A 14050-nucleotide genomic window follows, 5' to 3' on the forward strand; every position below is an offset into this window, starting at 1 on the left:
GACCAGCTCGGATCCCCAACCTGCCCCTGCGTGCTCTGCGACCCCGCCGCTTCCGCGACCGTCCGCGCGCGGCTCCAGCGACAGAGGCACTGGGGCCCCGAGATGAAACACGTACGGGACCACGGCTGGCACGTGGTCGGTGTGGGCGGCGGGGACATCCCGGACTGGGCGTTCACGGTCGGCCTGTGGCACTCGTACCGGATTCCCGAGGTCGCCATGTTCGGCCTGGAGCTGACCGGGCTGATGCGCTGGGTCAACGAGGCCGCCGCGCTGCTGCGGGACGGGGCGTCCACGGAACCGGGCACGCTGCTCTCCGGTGTCATCGAGGGCTATCCGCTTCGACTCCACCCGGTGGATTCCGGTTGGCACCTGCCCCTCTTCGGGACTGCCGCCGGCTTCTACCAGCGCTCTCCGATCCCCGTCGTCCAGCTGGTCTGGCCCGACCGCGACCAGCGGTGGCCCTCCGACGAGCGAGCCACTCCCGGCTGCCGTGCGCAGCCCAGTCTCTGGCTCCCGGTCGGCGAGCATCCGGAGGGCGTGTGGACCGAGGAGGCCGCCCTCCTCTGAGCTGTCCCGCTCCCCCACAGAGTTTTCCACAGGGTGTGGACAACCCTGTGCTCAGCCGTGCGCGGTGTCGATGACGCAGAAGCGGTTGCCCTCGGGGTCGACCAGCACCACGAAGTCCGGGTCCTCGGGGTAGAGGTCCCAGTCGACTTCCTCGGCGCCGAGGGCGAGCAGGCGCCGGACCTCGGCGGCCTGGGCCTCGGCGTCCGCCGCGTAGAGGTCGAGGTGGACGCGGGGGTGCTCCTGGACGGGGGACTCGCTGTAGCCCAGGGCAAGTTGGACCCCGGTGCCGCCGGCGGTGGGGACCAGGACCGTCCAGTCGTCCTCGACCAGGCCGCCCCGCGGCACGTAGTCCAGGGCAGCCGTCCAGAAGGCGACCGCGCGGGACATGTCGGCGACACCGAGGACAAGGGATCCGATCGTCAGCACCGCGTCATTATGACGCGGCCTCAGCCTTGTTGCGGCGGGCGTAGGCCCGGGCCGCGCGGACCCGGTCGCCGCAGCGGGTCGAGCACCAGTGGCGGGCGGCGTGGGTGCGGACCAGGAAGCGGGTGCAGGGGCTCGCGGCACAGGCCGCGAGGCGTTCGGCGTCCGAACCGGTGAGCAACTCGGCCGCGTCGGCGGCGATGACGGCCATGGCGTGCACGGCGACCTGGTCGGCCGGGTGCGCCAGGGCGCGGTACGGGCCGTCCGGCGCGTCCCAGCGCAGCAGGGCGGCGGCGGAGGTGGCCGTCAGCGCGGAGTTGAGCGCGTCCACGGCCTCGCCCGGCGGCACCGCGCCGTCGACCCGGGCGGCGAGCAACACCCTCAACTGGGCCCGGAGTTCACGCAGCCGTCCGGTGCAGTACTCATAGACCTCCGCACCCTCGGGGGCGAGACCCCGCTCGACCAGCCAGCGGGTGGCGTCGGCGGGGGTGGCCAGCAGGTCCAGGCGGCCGGCGGTGAGCACGAGGTCGCTGTTGGCGAAGTCGAGGGCGACGTGCTGCTCCGAGCCCGGTGCGGGCGGTGGGGCGGTGAGGGTGGCATTCACGGTTCTCATGGTAAACCTTGCGCTCTTCCGTGATGGAGGTGCTAGGTTCATCACGTCAAACGATGGCTTTCTCCGTGAGGTGAACCAGCATGTCGAACATCCGCGTCTTCGGCGGCCCGACCGCCCTCATCGAATTCGGCGGCCTCCGCTTCCTCACCGACCCGACCTTCGACGAGCCCGGCGACTACCCGCGCGGCGGCGGCCGCGCCCTCACCAAGACTGCGCCCTCCCCCGTCACCCCCGCCGCCATCGGCCCGGTCGACGCCGTCCTGCTCTCCCACGACGAGCACCCGGACAACCTGGACACCTCGGGCCGCGCCCTGCTGCCGACCGTGCCCCTGGTGCTCACCACCACCAGCGGCGCCGAGCGGCTCGGCGGCACCGCGCGCGGGCTCGCCCCCTGGGAGTCGGTCGAACTGGCCCGCCCGGACGGCGGCAGCGTCACCGTCACCGCCGCACCCGCGCTGCACGGGCCCGAAGGGGCCGAGGCCGTGCTCGGCCAGGTGATCGGGTTCGTCCTGACCGCCCCCGACCTGCCGAGCGTCTACGTCAGCGGCGACAACGCCTCGCTGGCGCTGGTCGAGGAGATCGCCGAGCGGTTCGGCCCGCTCGACACCGCGGTCCTGTTCGCCGGCGCCGCCCGCCCCGGGCCCTTCGACGGCGCGCTGCTCACCCTGGACAGCGCCCAGGCCGCCGAGGCCGCCGTCCTGCTGGGCGCGCGGCGCGTGGTGCCGGCGCACTTCGACAGCTGGGCGCACTTCACCGAGGGCCGTACGGCGCTGGAGGCGGCCTTCGCGGCGGCCGGGCTCGGCGACCGGCTGCAGTTCGCCTGACCAGGGAGCAGGGGCCCTGTCGTCCTGGTCGTCCTGGTCGTCCCAGTCGTCCTAGTCGTCCTGGAAGTTGCCCGCCGTGTGGAGGGTGGCGTACAGCGCGGACAGCCGGGCGTTCCAGTTGGCGTAGGTGGGGGCGTCGATGGCGTGCTTCTTGCCCAGGTCCTTGATCGTCTTCTGGGCGGCCCGGAGCTGCTGGGCGGCGTCGTCGGGGTTGCCCTCGTTCAACCGGGAGGCGGTCGCGTCGAGGATCTGCAGCAGCTCCGTCTGCTTGTCGCGCTCCTTGCCGACCTGCGCCTGCGCCACGGCCTGGCGGAAGGACTGGAGCTGGAGCTCCGCGGGCTGGTTGCGCGGGACGGACTGGGTGGGGGCGGCGGAGGTCGGCGCGGCAGCCGGGGTGGTGGGGGCGGCGGCAGCGGAGGTCGGGGCCGTCGTCGGGGTGCTGGCCACGGACTTGGTCGCCGCCGGGGGCTTGGCGGCGGCGTTGCCGGCCGGCTCGTCGGCCGCGGTCAGCACCACGGCGATGACCCCGGCGAGGCCGGCTATGCCCAGCGCTCCGAGGACCAGGGGCTTGTTGCGGCGGCTCACGGTGGGGGCGGGCATGGGGAGCCGTCCGGCCGGGTGCGCCGTGGGCGGCATCGCCGGGAGCGGCGCCATCACCGAGGTCGCGGCCGGAACGGGGTGGTGCGGGGCCTGGTGCGGAGCCTGGGGCGGGAGCAGGGTGGTGTGCTGCTGGTCCGAGGCCACCGGGGTCCCCGGGGCGACCGGGACCACCGGGCCGACCGGCGGCAGGAGCTGGGTGGCGGCCGAGGTGGTCGCGAGCAGCTCGGCGGTCGGATCGCCGACGGCCAGTCCCGGGACGGTGGCGAGCAGTTCGGCCCGTGCCGCGGCGGCGTCGGCCGGACGGTGGGCCGGGTTCTTGGCCAGCAGCCGCAGCGCCACCGCGTCCAGCGCCGGCGGCAGGCCCGGACGGCGTGCGGACGGGGGCAGGGGCTGCTCGCTGACGTGCTTGAAGGCGATCGCCACCGGGGTCTCGGCGGTGAACGGGGTCGCGCCGGTGAGCATCTCGGTCAGCACGCAGCCGACCGCGTACAGGTCGGTGCGGCCGTCCAGGGCGGAGGCGGTGGCCTGCTCGGGCGAGAGGTAGGCGGCCGTACCGAGCACGCTCGCGGTCTGGGTCAGGTTGCTGGACGAACCGGCCCGGGCGATGCCGAAGTCCACCACCTTCACGCCGCCGTCGTCGGTGATCATGATGTTGCCGGGCTTGATGTCCCGGTGCACCAGGCCCGCCGCGTGCGCGACCGACAGCGCCTCGCAGACCGCCGCCGCGATGCCGACCGCACGCTCCACCGGCAACTGCGGCTGCTGGACCAGGACGGCGGCGAGGGAGCGGCCGTTCACCAGCTCCATGACGATGAACGGAGTGCCCTCGTCCACGCCCGAGTCGAAGACCATGACGATCCTCGGGTGCACCAGCATCGCGGCGTGCTGCGCCTCGCGACTGAAACGCTCGGCGAAACGGGGGTCGTCGGCGAGGCCGCCGTTGAGGACCTTGACCGCCACCTGGCGGCCCAGGACACGGTCGAGGCCTCGCCAGACCGTGGCCATGCCTCCGACGCCGAGTATCTCGACGAGTTCGTAACGCCCGTTCAGCGCGCGTCCGATCACCTGGGACTCCCCTCACGTGCGGCCTCCGGGGTCCCGGGCGGCCTCGTGCACCTGTGCACGATAGCCGCCCCGGGCCCGGGGTCTGAGGGGGTGGCGGCCGGGGGACCGGGCAGCGGTCCCCCGACCGCCGGCCGTGGGGTGCGGCCCGCCCTGACTGCGGGAGGGCGGGCCGCACGTTCCGGGCCGGCCGGGCCGGAGGCGCGTCCGGGGAGAGCGCCTGCCGGGCCGGCCGGGGCCGGCCGGGTGGACGGTGGGCACGGGGGAGCCGACCGGCCACCCGGGGTCTTCGGGTGGTTGTGCGTACTGCGGGTGGTGCGGTCCGGATGGGCGGCGAGCCCGGGGGGAGTCGCTCGCTGCCCATCCGGAGTTCTGGGGGTCATCTCCGGGTGGACTGCCCGTCCTCGGAGGGGCCGGTCCTGCCCGGACGGCTGTCCGGCGGGGTCGGGAGGTTCGGCGGGGGCGGGATCGGGGTGCCCTTGCCGGGCTTGGCCTTGCCGTCGCCGCTGCCGTTGGTGTCCTCGTTGCCGTTGCCGTTCCCGTTGCCCTTGCCGTTGGCGTTGCCCTTGCCGTCGGTGGTGCCGCTTCCCTTGCCGTCGCCCTTGCCGGCGCCGGAGGGGCTCGGCTGCGGGCCGGTGCCCTGGTGGTCGCCGTCCTGGTGATCGCCGTCCTGGTGACCGGGGGCGCCCTCGCAGTAGCCCTGGACCTGGTCCGCTCCGCCGGCCGCCGCGATCAGCGGGCCGAAGACCGGGTCGGTGGCCAGCTTGTCGGGGCGTTCACCCTTGCCCGTACGGTCCGCGAAGCGCTGGCAGAGCGGGAGCAGTGCGGCGGGCGGGGCGGGGTGCCCGGGGTGTTCACCGGCCGTGGGGCCGCCGGGCGAGGCGGGGTCGGCCGGGACGGTGCGGTGCGGGTCCGCGAAGGCGCCGATGGACGGCCGGCTGGTTCCGCCCGGGGAGGCGGAGCCGGAGCCGGATCCGGTGGAGCTGCCGGGCGGGGAACCGGACGGGCCGCCCGGGGCGGCGACCGCGTGCTCGGGTTCGGACGTGCCGCCGCTCAGGGGGGACGGCAGGTTGCCGGTGCCGGCGGCGACCGCGACCCCGCACAGCGCGGTGGCGCCGAGCACGGCGGCAGCGGCCTTCGTGCTGAAGGCCCTGGCCAGCGCGGCGGTTGCCATCGATCGTCTCCGGACGGGTGTGACTACGGGGTCGGGCGTGAGACTCGCCTCCCGGAACGCGGCCAGGGCGGCCTCCTCCCCGGCCAGTTCGGCGGCCGTCGCCGGGGCGGCGGCCGCGGCCAGCACCCGGGCGAGCTGCCCGGGACCGTCCGGTCCGGTGAGCGAGGCGTCCTGCCCGGCCGACGGGGCGCCCACGGCACCGCCGAGCAGGTGCTCGGCGGCATCACGGTCGATCCGACGGGATCGGTTGGTGCTCATCTCATGTCCTTCAGCGTCGCGGCCCGGCGTTCTGTCACACCCTGCGGAGAAGTTTTTTTCGTGGGTTCCACGGCAGGTTGCCCCGCGGACTCCCCCGCCCGGGCCGGCGACCGTTCCGCGCCCGCCGGTTCGGCCCGGCGGGCGGCCGGGATACCGGCCCCGGAGGCGAAGGGCTGCTCCAGCAGCTTGGCCAGTCGGCGCAGCCCCCGGTGGGCGGCCATCCGGACGCTGCCGGCCCGCTTGCCGAGCACCTGTGCGGCGCTCTCGGCGTCCAGTTCCATGACCACTCTCAGCAGCACCGCCTCGGCCTGGTCGCGCGGCAGCCGGGAGATCAGGGCCAGCGCGTCGGCGGTGCCGACGGTGGTGAGGGCCGTACGGGCGGTGTCGTCCCCGGCGGCCAGTTCGGCCAGGTACTCGTACGGCAGGTCGGCGACCGGGCGGCGGCGCCGGGCGCGCAGGTGGTCCATCGCCCGGTTGCGGGCGACGGTGGCGGCCCAGCCGCGGAAGCCGTCGCCGTCGCCGGAGAAGCCGCGCAGGTCGCGGGCGATCTGGAGCCAGGCCTCGGAGGCGATGTCCTCGGCGTCCTGGACGTCCTCGGGCCGGCCGCCGACGAGCACCCTCAGGTAGCGCAGCAGGCCCGGCTGGACGGTCCGGAACAGCAGCCGGAACGCCTCCTCGTCCCCCTCCTGTGCGGCGCGGACCGCCTCGGTCAGGTCGGTGGGAGCGGGGCCCCCGCCCGATGGTGGGCCGACGGAGGGTACGGGTCCGGACCGGCCGAGGGGGCGGCCGGTGCCCGCTCCGGGGTGTTCTGCACTCTGCACCCGCCACATCATGCGCCATCCGGGCGAACGGGTCGGCTCCGGTCGAAGGACGAGGCGGGACGAGGCCGGACGGAGCCGGACGGGGCCGAGGTCCGGGGCCAAGGTCCAGGGCCAAGGTCCCGTGGACGGCTGCCGTTCGCCCGCAGCCCCGGGACACCGCCCGCGCCTACCTTGTCGGTAGGCGAATCGATCCCGGGCACCGACCGTGCCCCGGACGCCGGGCCCGCCGCCGCGCCCGGCCCCTCGCCGTGACCCCGCGACCCCGCCGCGCCCGTTCTTCCGACGCCCGCCCGAACCCGTTCGGGCGGGCGCTTCCGGGCTGTCCCCGGCCGGAGCGGGGCGGGGACGACCGCACGACCAGCAGGGAAAGACCGCGATGACGACTGCCCACGAGCTCCACACGACGGGACTGCGCGAACACCTCGCGCCCGCCCTGCGCGCCCTGGGCCTCACCGGTCGGCAGCGGGCCTTCGTCCTGTCGGACGACACCCACCAGTTGCTGGTCGAGCTGGTGGAGCGCCCGGCCGCCGACCGGGTCGCCTTCACCTTCGGGCTCCGGGTGGTCCGCCGGGGCGACGGAGGCGACGGAGGCGGCGGGACCGACGGGGCGCGGCCTCACGCGGCCCCGGCCCCGGACCCGGACCCGGACGGCGCCCACGGCGTCGAGGTCTGGCAGGCCCGGATCGGCGAGGTGCTGCCGGTCGGCGAGGACGTCTGGTGGGAGGTGCTGCCCGGGCCGCGCTGGCAGCTGCCGCTGGACGACGCCGTCGCCGCCGTCCGCGACTACGGCCTGCCGGAGCTGCGGCGCCGGGCCGCCGCGGACCTCTCCCCCGCCGTCGGGCCCTACCTCTCCCCCGCCGAGCTGGAGGACGTCAACGCCGCGCTGCTGACCGCCTCGGTGGCCCGGGTGCAGCGGGCCGAGCTGGCCGACGGGGCGCTGGTGCTGACCGGCGCCTGGACCCGGGGCGACGGGGTCGCCCGGACGGTGCTGGCCGGGGCCGCGCAGGGCTTCCTGTCCGCCGGGGACGAACGGTTCCGAACGGTGCGGTGCCTGGACACGCTCGGCCGGGAGCTGTGGACCTTCGCGTAGGTCCACAGCTCAGGTCCGCTCAGGTCCGCTCGGGTCCGCTCAGGTCCGCGTAGATCCGCGTGGGTCCGCGTGGATCCGTGCAGGTCGGCGGGGGTGTCACGGGCGGCGCCATGACACCTGTCATGCGGATCCGGCAACGGACGGCACTGCTCTGACGGAGGGTCCGGCGGAAAGACTGGAGGCACGACGCGGGCAGCGGCCCGCGGTCACCAGTCGGGGAGGAACCCACCATGAGCAGCCAGACCGTCAGCGCCGCCGGCACCGTTCCCACCACCACCGCCGCCGTCACCGCCGCCACCGCTCCCGCCATGGACGAGGCCGCCGCCCCGGCGCCGAACCCGGTGGTCGCGGGGTTGCGTCCGCTGGTCCTCGACGTGGCCGCCCCGCTGGTGGGGTACTACCTGCTGCACTCGGTCTGCGGCCTCAGCGAGTTCGCCGCACTGGCCTGGAGCAGCGTCTTCCCGGCCGGCCGGACCGCCCTCGGCCTGCTGCGTGAGCGTCAGGTCAACCTGTGGGCCGCGCTGATGCTGGCGGTCAACCTGGCGGGTCTTGCGCTCACCTTCGTCAGCGGCGACGCCCGGATGATGATCGCCAAGGACGGCGGGCTGAGCGGCACCGTGGCCGTGGCGATCCTGGTCTCCGCGGTGGTCGGCAAGCCGGTGATGACCCCGATGCTGATGCCCTTCGTCACCAAGGGCAAGCAGGACCGGGCTGCCGCCTGGCAGCGGCTGGTCGAGGGCCGGGCGGCGGGCTCGCGGGCCTTCCGTCGCCACGAGCGGGTGTTCGCCGGCATCTGGGGCACCGCGCTGCTGGCCGAGTGCGCGGCCCGGGTGGTCGGCGCCTTCACCCTGCCGGTGTCGACCATGGCCTGGCTGTCCACCGTGTTCCTGATCGGCGCGATCGTGGCCGGTTCGATGCTCGGCCAGATCGCGGTCGAGCCGATCGAGAAGCTGGTCGCCGCCGAGACCGAGGCCCCGACCGCGGCCTGATCCCCCGTCGGTACACCGTCGGCACGCCGTCGGTACGCCATCGCTGCACCGTCGGTACGCCGTACGAACTGCCGGTGCCGACAGTTCGAACGATCAGGAACCAATGGGATCTCCCGGGAGTCATATAACGAGGGGATAACGGGATCCCCCGAGACGACGAACCGGGGAGCCCCACATGCGGACCGACGCACTGACCACCACCGAGGACCGCACCCTCGTCTGGGACGGTTGCCTGAACGTCCGTGACCTGGGCGGACTCCCCACCGCCTCCGGCCGCCAGACCGCCCGCGGCGCGATAGCCCGGGCCGACAACCTGGACCGGCTGACCCGCGAGGGCTGGGACGCCCTCCTCGACCACGGTGTCCGCACCGTGGTCGACCTGCGCAACGCCGAGGAGTACAAGCCGCTCCTCCCGCTCCCCGACGGCGTCGAACTGGTCCGCGTCCCGCTGGACGAACTGGCCGGCCCCGCCTGGTGGGTGGACCACGGCCGACTGGACGGCACCCCGCTGGCCTTCCGCCCCTACCTGGAGCACTGCCCGCACGCCGCCGCCGCCCTGATCACCGCGATCGCCGACGCCCGCCCCGGCGGCCTGGTGGTGCACTGCGGCGCCGGGCGCGACCGCTCCGGCCTGGCCACCCTGCTGCTGCTCTCCCTGGCCGGGGTCGACCGGGCCGCGATCGCCGAGGACTACCTGCTGAGCGGCCCCAACGTCCGCCCGCTGTACGGGATGCTCGGCCTGCCGGACCCGTACCGCCGGATCGACGCCGCGCTGGCCGAGGCCGGGACCACCGCCGAGGCCGCCCTGGCCGCCGCGCTCGACGGACTGGACCCGGCGGGGTACCTGCTCGCGGCGGGAGTCACGCCCGCCCAGGTCGCCGCCGTCCGGGCCCGACTGCTGCCCGCCGCATAGGGGCGAGGGGCCAGGAAGCGGAGCCAGGGAGCAGAGTCGGGGAAGGCGGGGACGTTCGACGGAGGGCGAACGCAAGCTACCCAGAAGTAAGCGTCAACCGATGGTTGACGACCCTCGGATCGACAACCTACGGTTGACGCATGGAGAATCCCGTTGTTCCCAACACCACTCCGCTGCGCCTCGACGACCTGATCGCCGCGATCAAGAAGGTCCACACCGACGCGCTCGACCAGCTCTCCGACGCGGTCATCGCCGCCGACCACCTCGGCGACCTCGCCGACCACCTCATCGGCCACTTCGTCGACCAGGCCCGCCGCTCCGGCGCCTCCTGGACCGACATCGGCCGCAGCATGGGCGTCAGCAAGCAGGCCGCCCAGAAGCGCTTCGTCTCCAAGGGCCCGGGCAGCCCGGCCGACCTCGACCTCGACCCCAGCCAGGGCTTCTCCCGGTTCACGCCCCGGGCCCGCAAGGTCGTGGTGGCCTCGCAGGAGGAGGCCCGCCGGGCCAACAACCCCGAGATCGGCCCCGAACACATCCTGCTCGGCCTGCTCGCCGAGCCCGAGGGCATCGGGCTCAAGGCGCTCCTCGCCCAGGGCGTCACCCCGGAGGCCGTCCGGACGGCGACCACCGCCGTGCTGCCGACCGCCGTCGAGCAGCAGGTGCCCGCGCTGATCCCGTATTCGGCGCAGGGCAAGAAGGCCGTCGAGCTGACCTTCCGGGAGGCGCTCAAGCTCGGGCACAACTACGTCGGCACCGAGCACATCCTGCTCGCCCTGCTGGAGTTGGAGAACGGCGAGGGCGTGCTCGCCGGGCTGAACGTGGACAAGACCGAGGCGGAGACCTTCGTCTCGGAGGCCGTCGCCGCCCTGATCGCCGCCCGGGACGCCGCGCCCGAGCAGCGGTGAGGCCTGCCCACCAGCCGTGCCCCGAGAGGGAACTCCCGCCCGGGGCACGGCACTTCGGTGATGCGGCCTAGAAGCCGGAGATGTGGGTGGTGACGATCCGGACCCGGCCGTCGGCAGCCGCCTCCAGGGCCGCCCGCAGCCGGACCGAACGGGCCGGGCCGAGCAGCTCCAGGGCCTCGTCGATCGGGGCCCAGCGGTGGGTGTCCAGCTCGCCGGCCGGGACGGTCACGGGGGTGCCGTCCGGGACGGTGCCGAAGTCGAAGAGGAAGTGCTGGGCCGGGTGGTCGAGTTCGCCCGAGGGGTGGGTCCAGGAGATGGCCAGCAGCTCGCCGGCCTCCTTGACGATGCCGGTCTCCTCCTCCAACTCCCGCGCGGCGCACTCGACCGGGCCCTCCCCGAGGTCGATCGTCCCGCCGGGGAACTGCCAGTGCTCGCGGTACCCGGCCTTCACGATCAGGATCCGGCCCGACGCGTCGCGCAGCAGGCAGCCCGCCGCCGCGTAGATCCGGGGCAGGGAGGCCAGCCACTCCTCGCGGGATCTCAAGGGCTCAGCCGTCACGGTGTTCCTCCTGGGGCAGGGCGGTTCGGTCGCCCCCACTCTGCCAGTGGCCCCACTCCGCCACCGGCCCGGCTCTGCCGTCCCGTGGTGTTGACACCCCCGGTGGACCGGAGCGATGAGTCCGGCGCGCGCAGGCGGTCCAACCTGTATGGAGAGCATCGCGAACGAAGCCGTACTGACCTGCGACCTGGGCGCGCTGACCGCCCCCGACCTGGCCGTCGTCGACGCCCTCGCCCGGCTGCGGCTGGCCGCCGCCCGGCACCGGGTGGGCGTGGTGCTGCTGAACACCGCCGGCCCGCTGCGCGAACTGCTGGCGTTCAGCGGGCTCGCGGCGCTGCTGCCGGGCGCGGTCGACCCGCTGGGCTCGCTCGACCCGCTGGGCTCGGACGACCCGCTGGGCAGGATCGATCCGCTGGGCTCGGTCGACCCACTGGGCGGCGAGGCACCGGCGGGCCTACTCGGCGGGGAGCCGGGCCGGGAGGCCGAACAGCGGGAAGAGCACGTCGGTGTCCAGGAAGTTGGTGAGCCCGGTGATCCGGCCCTCTGACACCTCCGGCACGATCAGCGCCCACGGCTCGTACCCGCCCGCCGGGCTCGGCCGGTACTGGGCGAGGGCCGGGCCGCCGTTGGCCGTCACCGGGAGCAGCCGGGAACCCCGGCAGCCCTGCCCCGGGCCCAGCATCCAGGCCCGGATCTCCGCCATCCCGCGCAGCCACATCGAGTACGGCGGCATGTTGAGCGTGACGTCCTCGTGCAGCAGCGCGGCCAGGCCGTCCATGTCGTACGCCTCGAAGGCGCGGACGTAGCGCTCCAGCAGGGCGCGGTGCGCCTCGTCCAGTGCGACGGCCGGGCGGGCGGCGGAGGCGTCCGCAGCGAGCACCGCGCGGGCCCGCTGCAACGCGCTGTTGACCGAGGCGACCGTGACGCCGAGCAGTTCGGCGACCTCGGCGGCCCTCCAGCCGAGCACCTCGCGCAGGATCAGCACCGCCCGTTGCCGGGGCGCGAGGCGCTGCAGCGCCGCGACGAAGGCCAGCTTCACCGACTCGCGTTGGGCGGCCACCTCCGCTGGGTCCCCCGTCTCGGGGAGCACCCGGCCGTCCGGCGCGGGGCCGATCCACGTCACCTCGGGCAACTGGGTGTCGCTCGCGGTGGCCACCGTCACCGGACCGGCGAGGTCCATCGGACGGGCCCGGGCCTTGCGGCCGTTCAGCGCGTCCAGACAGACGTTGGTGGCGATCCGGTACAGCCAGGAGCGCAGCGCCGCCCGACCCTCGAAGCCCCGGTGCCCGCGCCAGGCGCGGACCATCGTCTCCTGCACCGCGTCCTCGGCCTCGAAGACCGAGCCGAGCATGCGGTAGCAGTAGCCGGTGAGTTCGGTGCGGTGGCGTTCCAGTTGGAACTCGACCGGCTCCTCCGTGGTCACGTCGGTCATGGTGCGCCCCCGTCGTCCTGTGCGTTCCGTTCGTCCCGCCGCGTACTGGTGAACGGGTCGAACGTAGCGCACCCCACTGACAGTCGGCCGGTCAGCGGGGTGCGTCGCAGAGCAGGGCGCTCGGGTCGGATCGCCCAGCGAGGATCGCTCAGCGGGAGTCGCTCAGTGGGAGTCGCTCAGTGGGAGTCGCTCAGTGGGCCGAGTGCTTCTCGGCGCCGCGGTGGCGGTGTCCCTTGAGTTCCGCGTGCATCGCCGGTGCGGCGTGCGGCATCGCGGAGGCCGCGTCCCGCCCGCCGTGGCGGAAGAGGTCGCCGGTCGGGTTCCCGGCGGCGGCGGACAGCGCGCCGAAGGCGGGCTTCGGCCCGAGCCGGCCGGGCATGGTCGCCATGCCCCGGCGTTCCAGCAGTTCCTGGGTGCCCTTGCGGAGCTGGGCGGTGCTGCCCGCGGTTCGCTTGGTCATCGTCGGCCTCCCTTCGGCGGCCGCGGCCGGACGGGTGCCGGACCGAGGGGCCGCTCGGGTGTTATGTCCGGATTTTATCCGGTCGGCGGGCCGGTGCCACCGGAGCGGTCGGGGCCGGCTCAGCCCATGACCTCGTGGACGTAGCACCAGCGCCAGTCCTCCCCCGGTTCGTAGGAACGGATCACCGGGTGGGAGGAGTTGTGGAAGTGCGCGGTGGCGTGCCGCTGCGGCGAGTTGTCGCAGCAGCCGATGTGACCGCAGTCCAGGCAGACCCGCAGGTGCACCCAGTCCCGGCTGCCCTGGGCCAAGCAGTCCGCGCAGCCGTCGGTGGGCGGCGCGGGCTCGATGTCCCTGGGCGCCATGGCGAGGTCTTCGCAGGCGGTCATGTTGGAAGGCTATGACGGCTCCGGCCGGGCCGCCCGCTCAGCACTCCCGCTCAGGCCCCGTCCGCGGACTCCGCGCGCTCCGCGGCCTCCGGAGCCTGGCCGGTGGCCGTCCAACTGGCCAGCAGGGCCAGCTTCTGGGCGGTCGGCGAGCCCGGCGGGGCGGTGAAGGTGACCAGCGTCTGGTCCGGTGAGCCGTTGACGGTCAGGGTCTCGTAGCCGAAGTCCAGGTCGCCGACCAGCGGGTGCCGCAGCAGCTTCACCCCGCCGGTCTTCCCCAACACCTGGTGGTCCGCCCAGAGCCGGCGGAACTCCTCGCTGCGCATCGAGAGTTCGCCCACCAGCGCGGCCAGCGCCGGATCGTCCGGGTGCAGTCCGGCGTCCCGGCGCAGCTGGGCGACGGTCTCCAGGGCGACGGCCTCCCACTGGCGGTAGAAGGTCCGGGCGGCGGGGTCGAGGAAGCCGTCCCGGGCCTGGTTGGGCGGCGTGCCCGGGGTCCGGGTCGCCCGCTCGGAGAAGCCGTTCACGGCGTCACCCAGCGCGTTCCAGGCCAGCACCTCCATCCGGCGGCCCAGCACGAAGGCCGGCACCCCGGGCATCAGGTCCAGCAGCAGCCGTACCCCCGGACGGACCCGCCGGTCCACCCGCACCGGAACGGCCCCGGACTTCGGCGGACGGTTCAGCGACCGCAGGTACGCCGCCTCCACCTCGTCCAGCCGCAGCACCCGGGCCAGTGCGTCCAGCACCGCGTCCGAGGCACTGCCGCCGCGGCCCTGCTCCAGCCGGACGTAGTAGTCCACGCTGACCCCGGCGAGCTGCGCCACCTCCTCCCTGCGCAGGCCCTGCACCCGGCGGCGGCCGTGCGCGGGCAGGCCCACCTCCTCCGGCTGGATCCGGGCCCGGCGCGAGCGGAGGAAGTCCCCCAGGGTGTTCTCCATGCCAGGCAGGGTAGCCCCGCGGCGGCGGCCCGAGGGTGG

At 74.6% G+C, this 14050-nt stretch carries 17 protein-coding genes; 7 read left to right on the forward strand and 10 right to left on the reverse strand.

From position 1 onward, the window contains the following. Window positions 1-102 precede the first annotated feature (102 nt). Window positions 103-567 carry a DUF4262 domain-containing protein gene (locus tag AB0F71_RS01695; RefSeq protein ID WP_360226456.1) on the forward strand — a complete coding sequence of 155 codons (465 nt, stop codon included), beginning with the start codon at window positions 103-105 and terminating at the stop codon, window positions 565-567. A gap of 51 nt (window positions 568-618) precedes the next feature. Here AB0F71_RS01695 and AB0F71_RS01700 read toward each other — a convergent pair whose 3' ends face one another. Then, window positions 619-993 (reverse strand): VOC family protein, encoded by a 375-nt coding sequence (locus AB0F71_RS01700; RefSeq protein WP_360226459.1) that lies wholly within the window; start codon window positions 991-993, stop codon window positions 619-621. Between the two features lie 7 nt (window positions 994-1000). Then, entirely contained in the window at window positions 1001-1603 is a 603-nt protein-coding gene (locus AB0F71_RS01705; protein WP_360226462.1) for an ABATE domain-containing protein, read from the reverse strand. Window positions 1604-1683: 80 nt separating this feature from the next. Here AB0F71_RS01705 and AB0F71_RS01710 point away from each other — a divergent pair, with 80 nt between their 5' ends. Beyond that, window positions 1684-2427, forward strand: a complete 744-nt coding sequence (locus tag AB0F71_RS01710) for an MBL fold metallo-hydrolase (RefSeq protein WP_360226465.1) — start codon at window positions 1684-1686, stop codon at window positions 2425-2427. Window positions 2428-2478: 51 nt separating this feature from the next. Here AB0F71_RS01710 and AB0F71_RS01715 read toward each other — a convergent pair whose 3' ends face one another. The 3 genes from AB0F71_RS01715 to AB0F71_RS01725 form a co-directional block, all read right to left on the reverse strand. Beyond that, a complete protein-coding gene (locus AB0F71_RS01715) occupies window positions 2479-4092 on the reverse strand; it encodes a protein kinase (protein WP_360226468.1) in 1614 nt (537 codons plus the stop codon). 376 nt (window positions 4093-4468) lie between these two features. Beyond that, window positions 4469-5521: a hypothetical protein gene (locus AB0F71_RS01720; RefSeq protein ID WP_360226471.1), complete on the reverse strand. Its 1053-nt coding sequence runs from the start codon at window positions 5519-5521 to the stop codon at window positions 4469-4471. Beyond that, window positions 5518-6351, reverse strand: a complete 834-nt coding sequence (locus tag AB0F71_RS01725) for an RNA polymerase sigma factor (RefSeq protein WP_360227670.1) — start codon at window positions 6349-6351, stop codon at window positions 5518-5520. The genes AB0F71_RS01720 and AB0F71_RS01725 overlap by 4 nt, the downstream gene beginning before the upstream one ends. A gap of 367 nt (window positions 6352-6718) precedes the next feature. On the opposite strand from AB0F71_RS01725, the gene AB0F71_RS01730 reads away from it, so the two are divergent. From AB0F71_RS01730 to AB0F71_RS01745, 4 genes are all read left to right on the forward strand, one after another. After that, window positions 6719-7432: a hypothetical protein gene (locus AB0F71_RS01730; protein ID WP_360226474.1), complete on the forward strand. Its 714-nt coding sequence runs from the start codon at window positions 6719-6721 to the stop codon at window positions 7430-7432. Window positions 7433-7662: 230 nt separating this feature from the next. Continuing rightward, window positions 7663-8421: a VC0807 family protein gene (locus AB0F71_RS01735; RefSeq protein WP_360226477.1), complete on the forward strand. Its 759-nt coding sequence runs from the start codon at window positions 7663-7665 to the stop codon at window positions 8419-8421. A gap of 175 nt (window positions 8422-8596) precedes the next feature. Beyond that, on the forward strand, window positions 8597-9334 hold the full coding sequence (locus AB0F71_RS01740) for a tyrosine-protein phosphatase (protein WP_360226480.1): 738 nt from the start codon (window positions 8597-8599) through the stop codon (window positions 9332-9334). A gap of 140 nt (window positions 9335-9474) precedes the next feature. Beyond that, the gene (locus tag AB0F71_RS01745; protein ID WP_360226483.1) at window positions 9475-10239 is read left to right on the forward strand and encodes a Clp protease N-terminal domain-containing protein; all 765 of its coding nucleotides are present in this window, start codon (window positions 9475-9477) and stop codon (window positions 10237-10239) included. Between the two features lie 67 nt (window positions 10240-10306). Here AB0F71_RS01745 and AB0F71_RS01750 read toward each other — a convergent pair whose 3' ends face one another. Continuing rightward, the gene (locus AB0F71_RS01750) at window positions 10307-10798 is read right to left on the reverse strand and encodes an NUDIX hydrolase (protein WP_360226486.1); all 492 of its coding nucleotides are present in this window, start codon (window positions 10796-10798) and stop codon (window positions 10307-10309) included. A 148-nt stretch (window positions 10799-10946) separates the two neighbouring features. On the opposite strand from AB0F71_RS01750, the gene AB0F71_RS01755 reads away from it, so the two are divergent. Further along, a complete protein-coding gene (locus AB0F71_RS01755) occupies window positions 10947-11345 on the forward strand; it encodes a hypothetical protein (protein WP_360226489.1) in 399 nt (132 codons plus the stop codon). Here AB0F71_RS01755 and AB0F71_RS01760 read toward each other — a convergent pair. From AB0F71_RS01760 to AB0F71_RS01775, 4 genes are all read right to left on the reverse strand, one after another. Further along, window positions 11253-12230 (reverse strand): sigma-70 family RNA polymerase sigma factor, encoded by a 978-nt coding sequence (locus AB0F71_RS01760; protein ID WP_360226492.1) that lies wholly within the window; start codon window positions 12228-12230, stop codon window positions 11253-11255. The two genes, AB0F71_RS01755 and AB0F71_RS01760, sit on opposite strands and share 93 nt — an antisense overlap. A 190-nt stretch (window positions 12231-12420) precedes the next feature. Further along, window positions 12421-12690: a hypothetical protein gene (locus AB0F71_RS01765; protein WP_360226495.1), complete on the reverse strand. Its 270-nt coding sequence runs from the start codon at window positions 12688-12690 to the stop codon at window positions 12421-12423. A gap of 119 nt (window positions 12691-12809) precedes the next feature. Beyond that, on the reverse strand, window positions 12810-13076 hold the full coding sequence (locus tag AB0F71_RS01770) for a UBP-type zinc finger domain-containing protein (protein WP_360226498.1): 267 nt from the start codon (window positions 13074-13076) through the stop codon (window positions 12810-12812). Between the two features lie 50 nt (window positions 13077-13126). After that, window positions 13127-14011, reverse strand: a complete 885-nt coding sequence (locus AB0F71_RS01775) for a helix-turn-helix transcriptional regulator (RefSeq protein ID WP_360226501.1) — start codon at window positions 14009-14011, stop codon at window positions 13127-13129. Between the last annotated feature and the right edge of the window lie 39 nt (window positions 14012-14050).

It is taken from the genome of Kitasatospora sp. NPDC028055, assembly GCF_040637885.1.
GTDB lineage: Bacteria > Actinomycetota > Actinomycetes > Streptomycetales > Streptomycetaceae > Kitasatospora.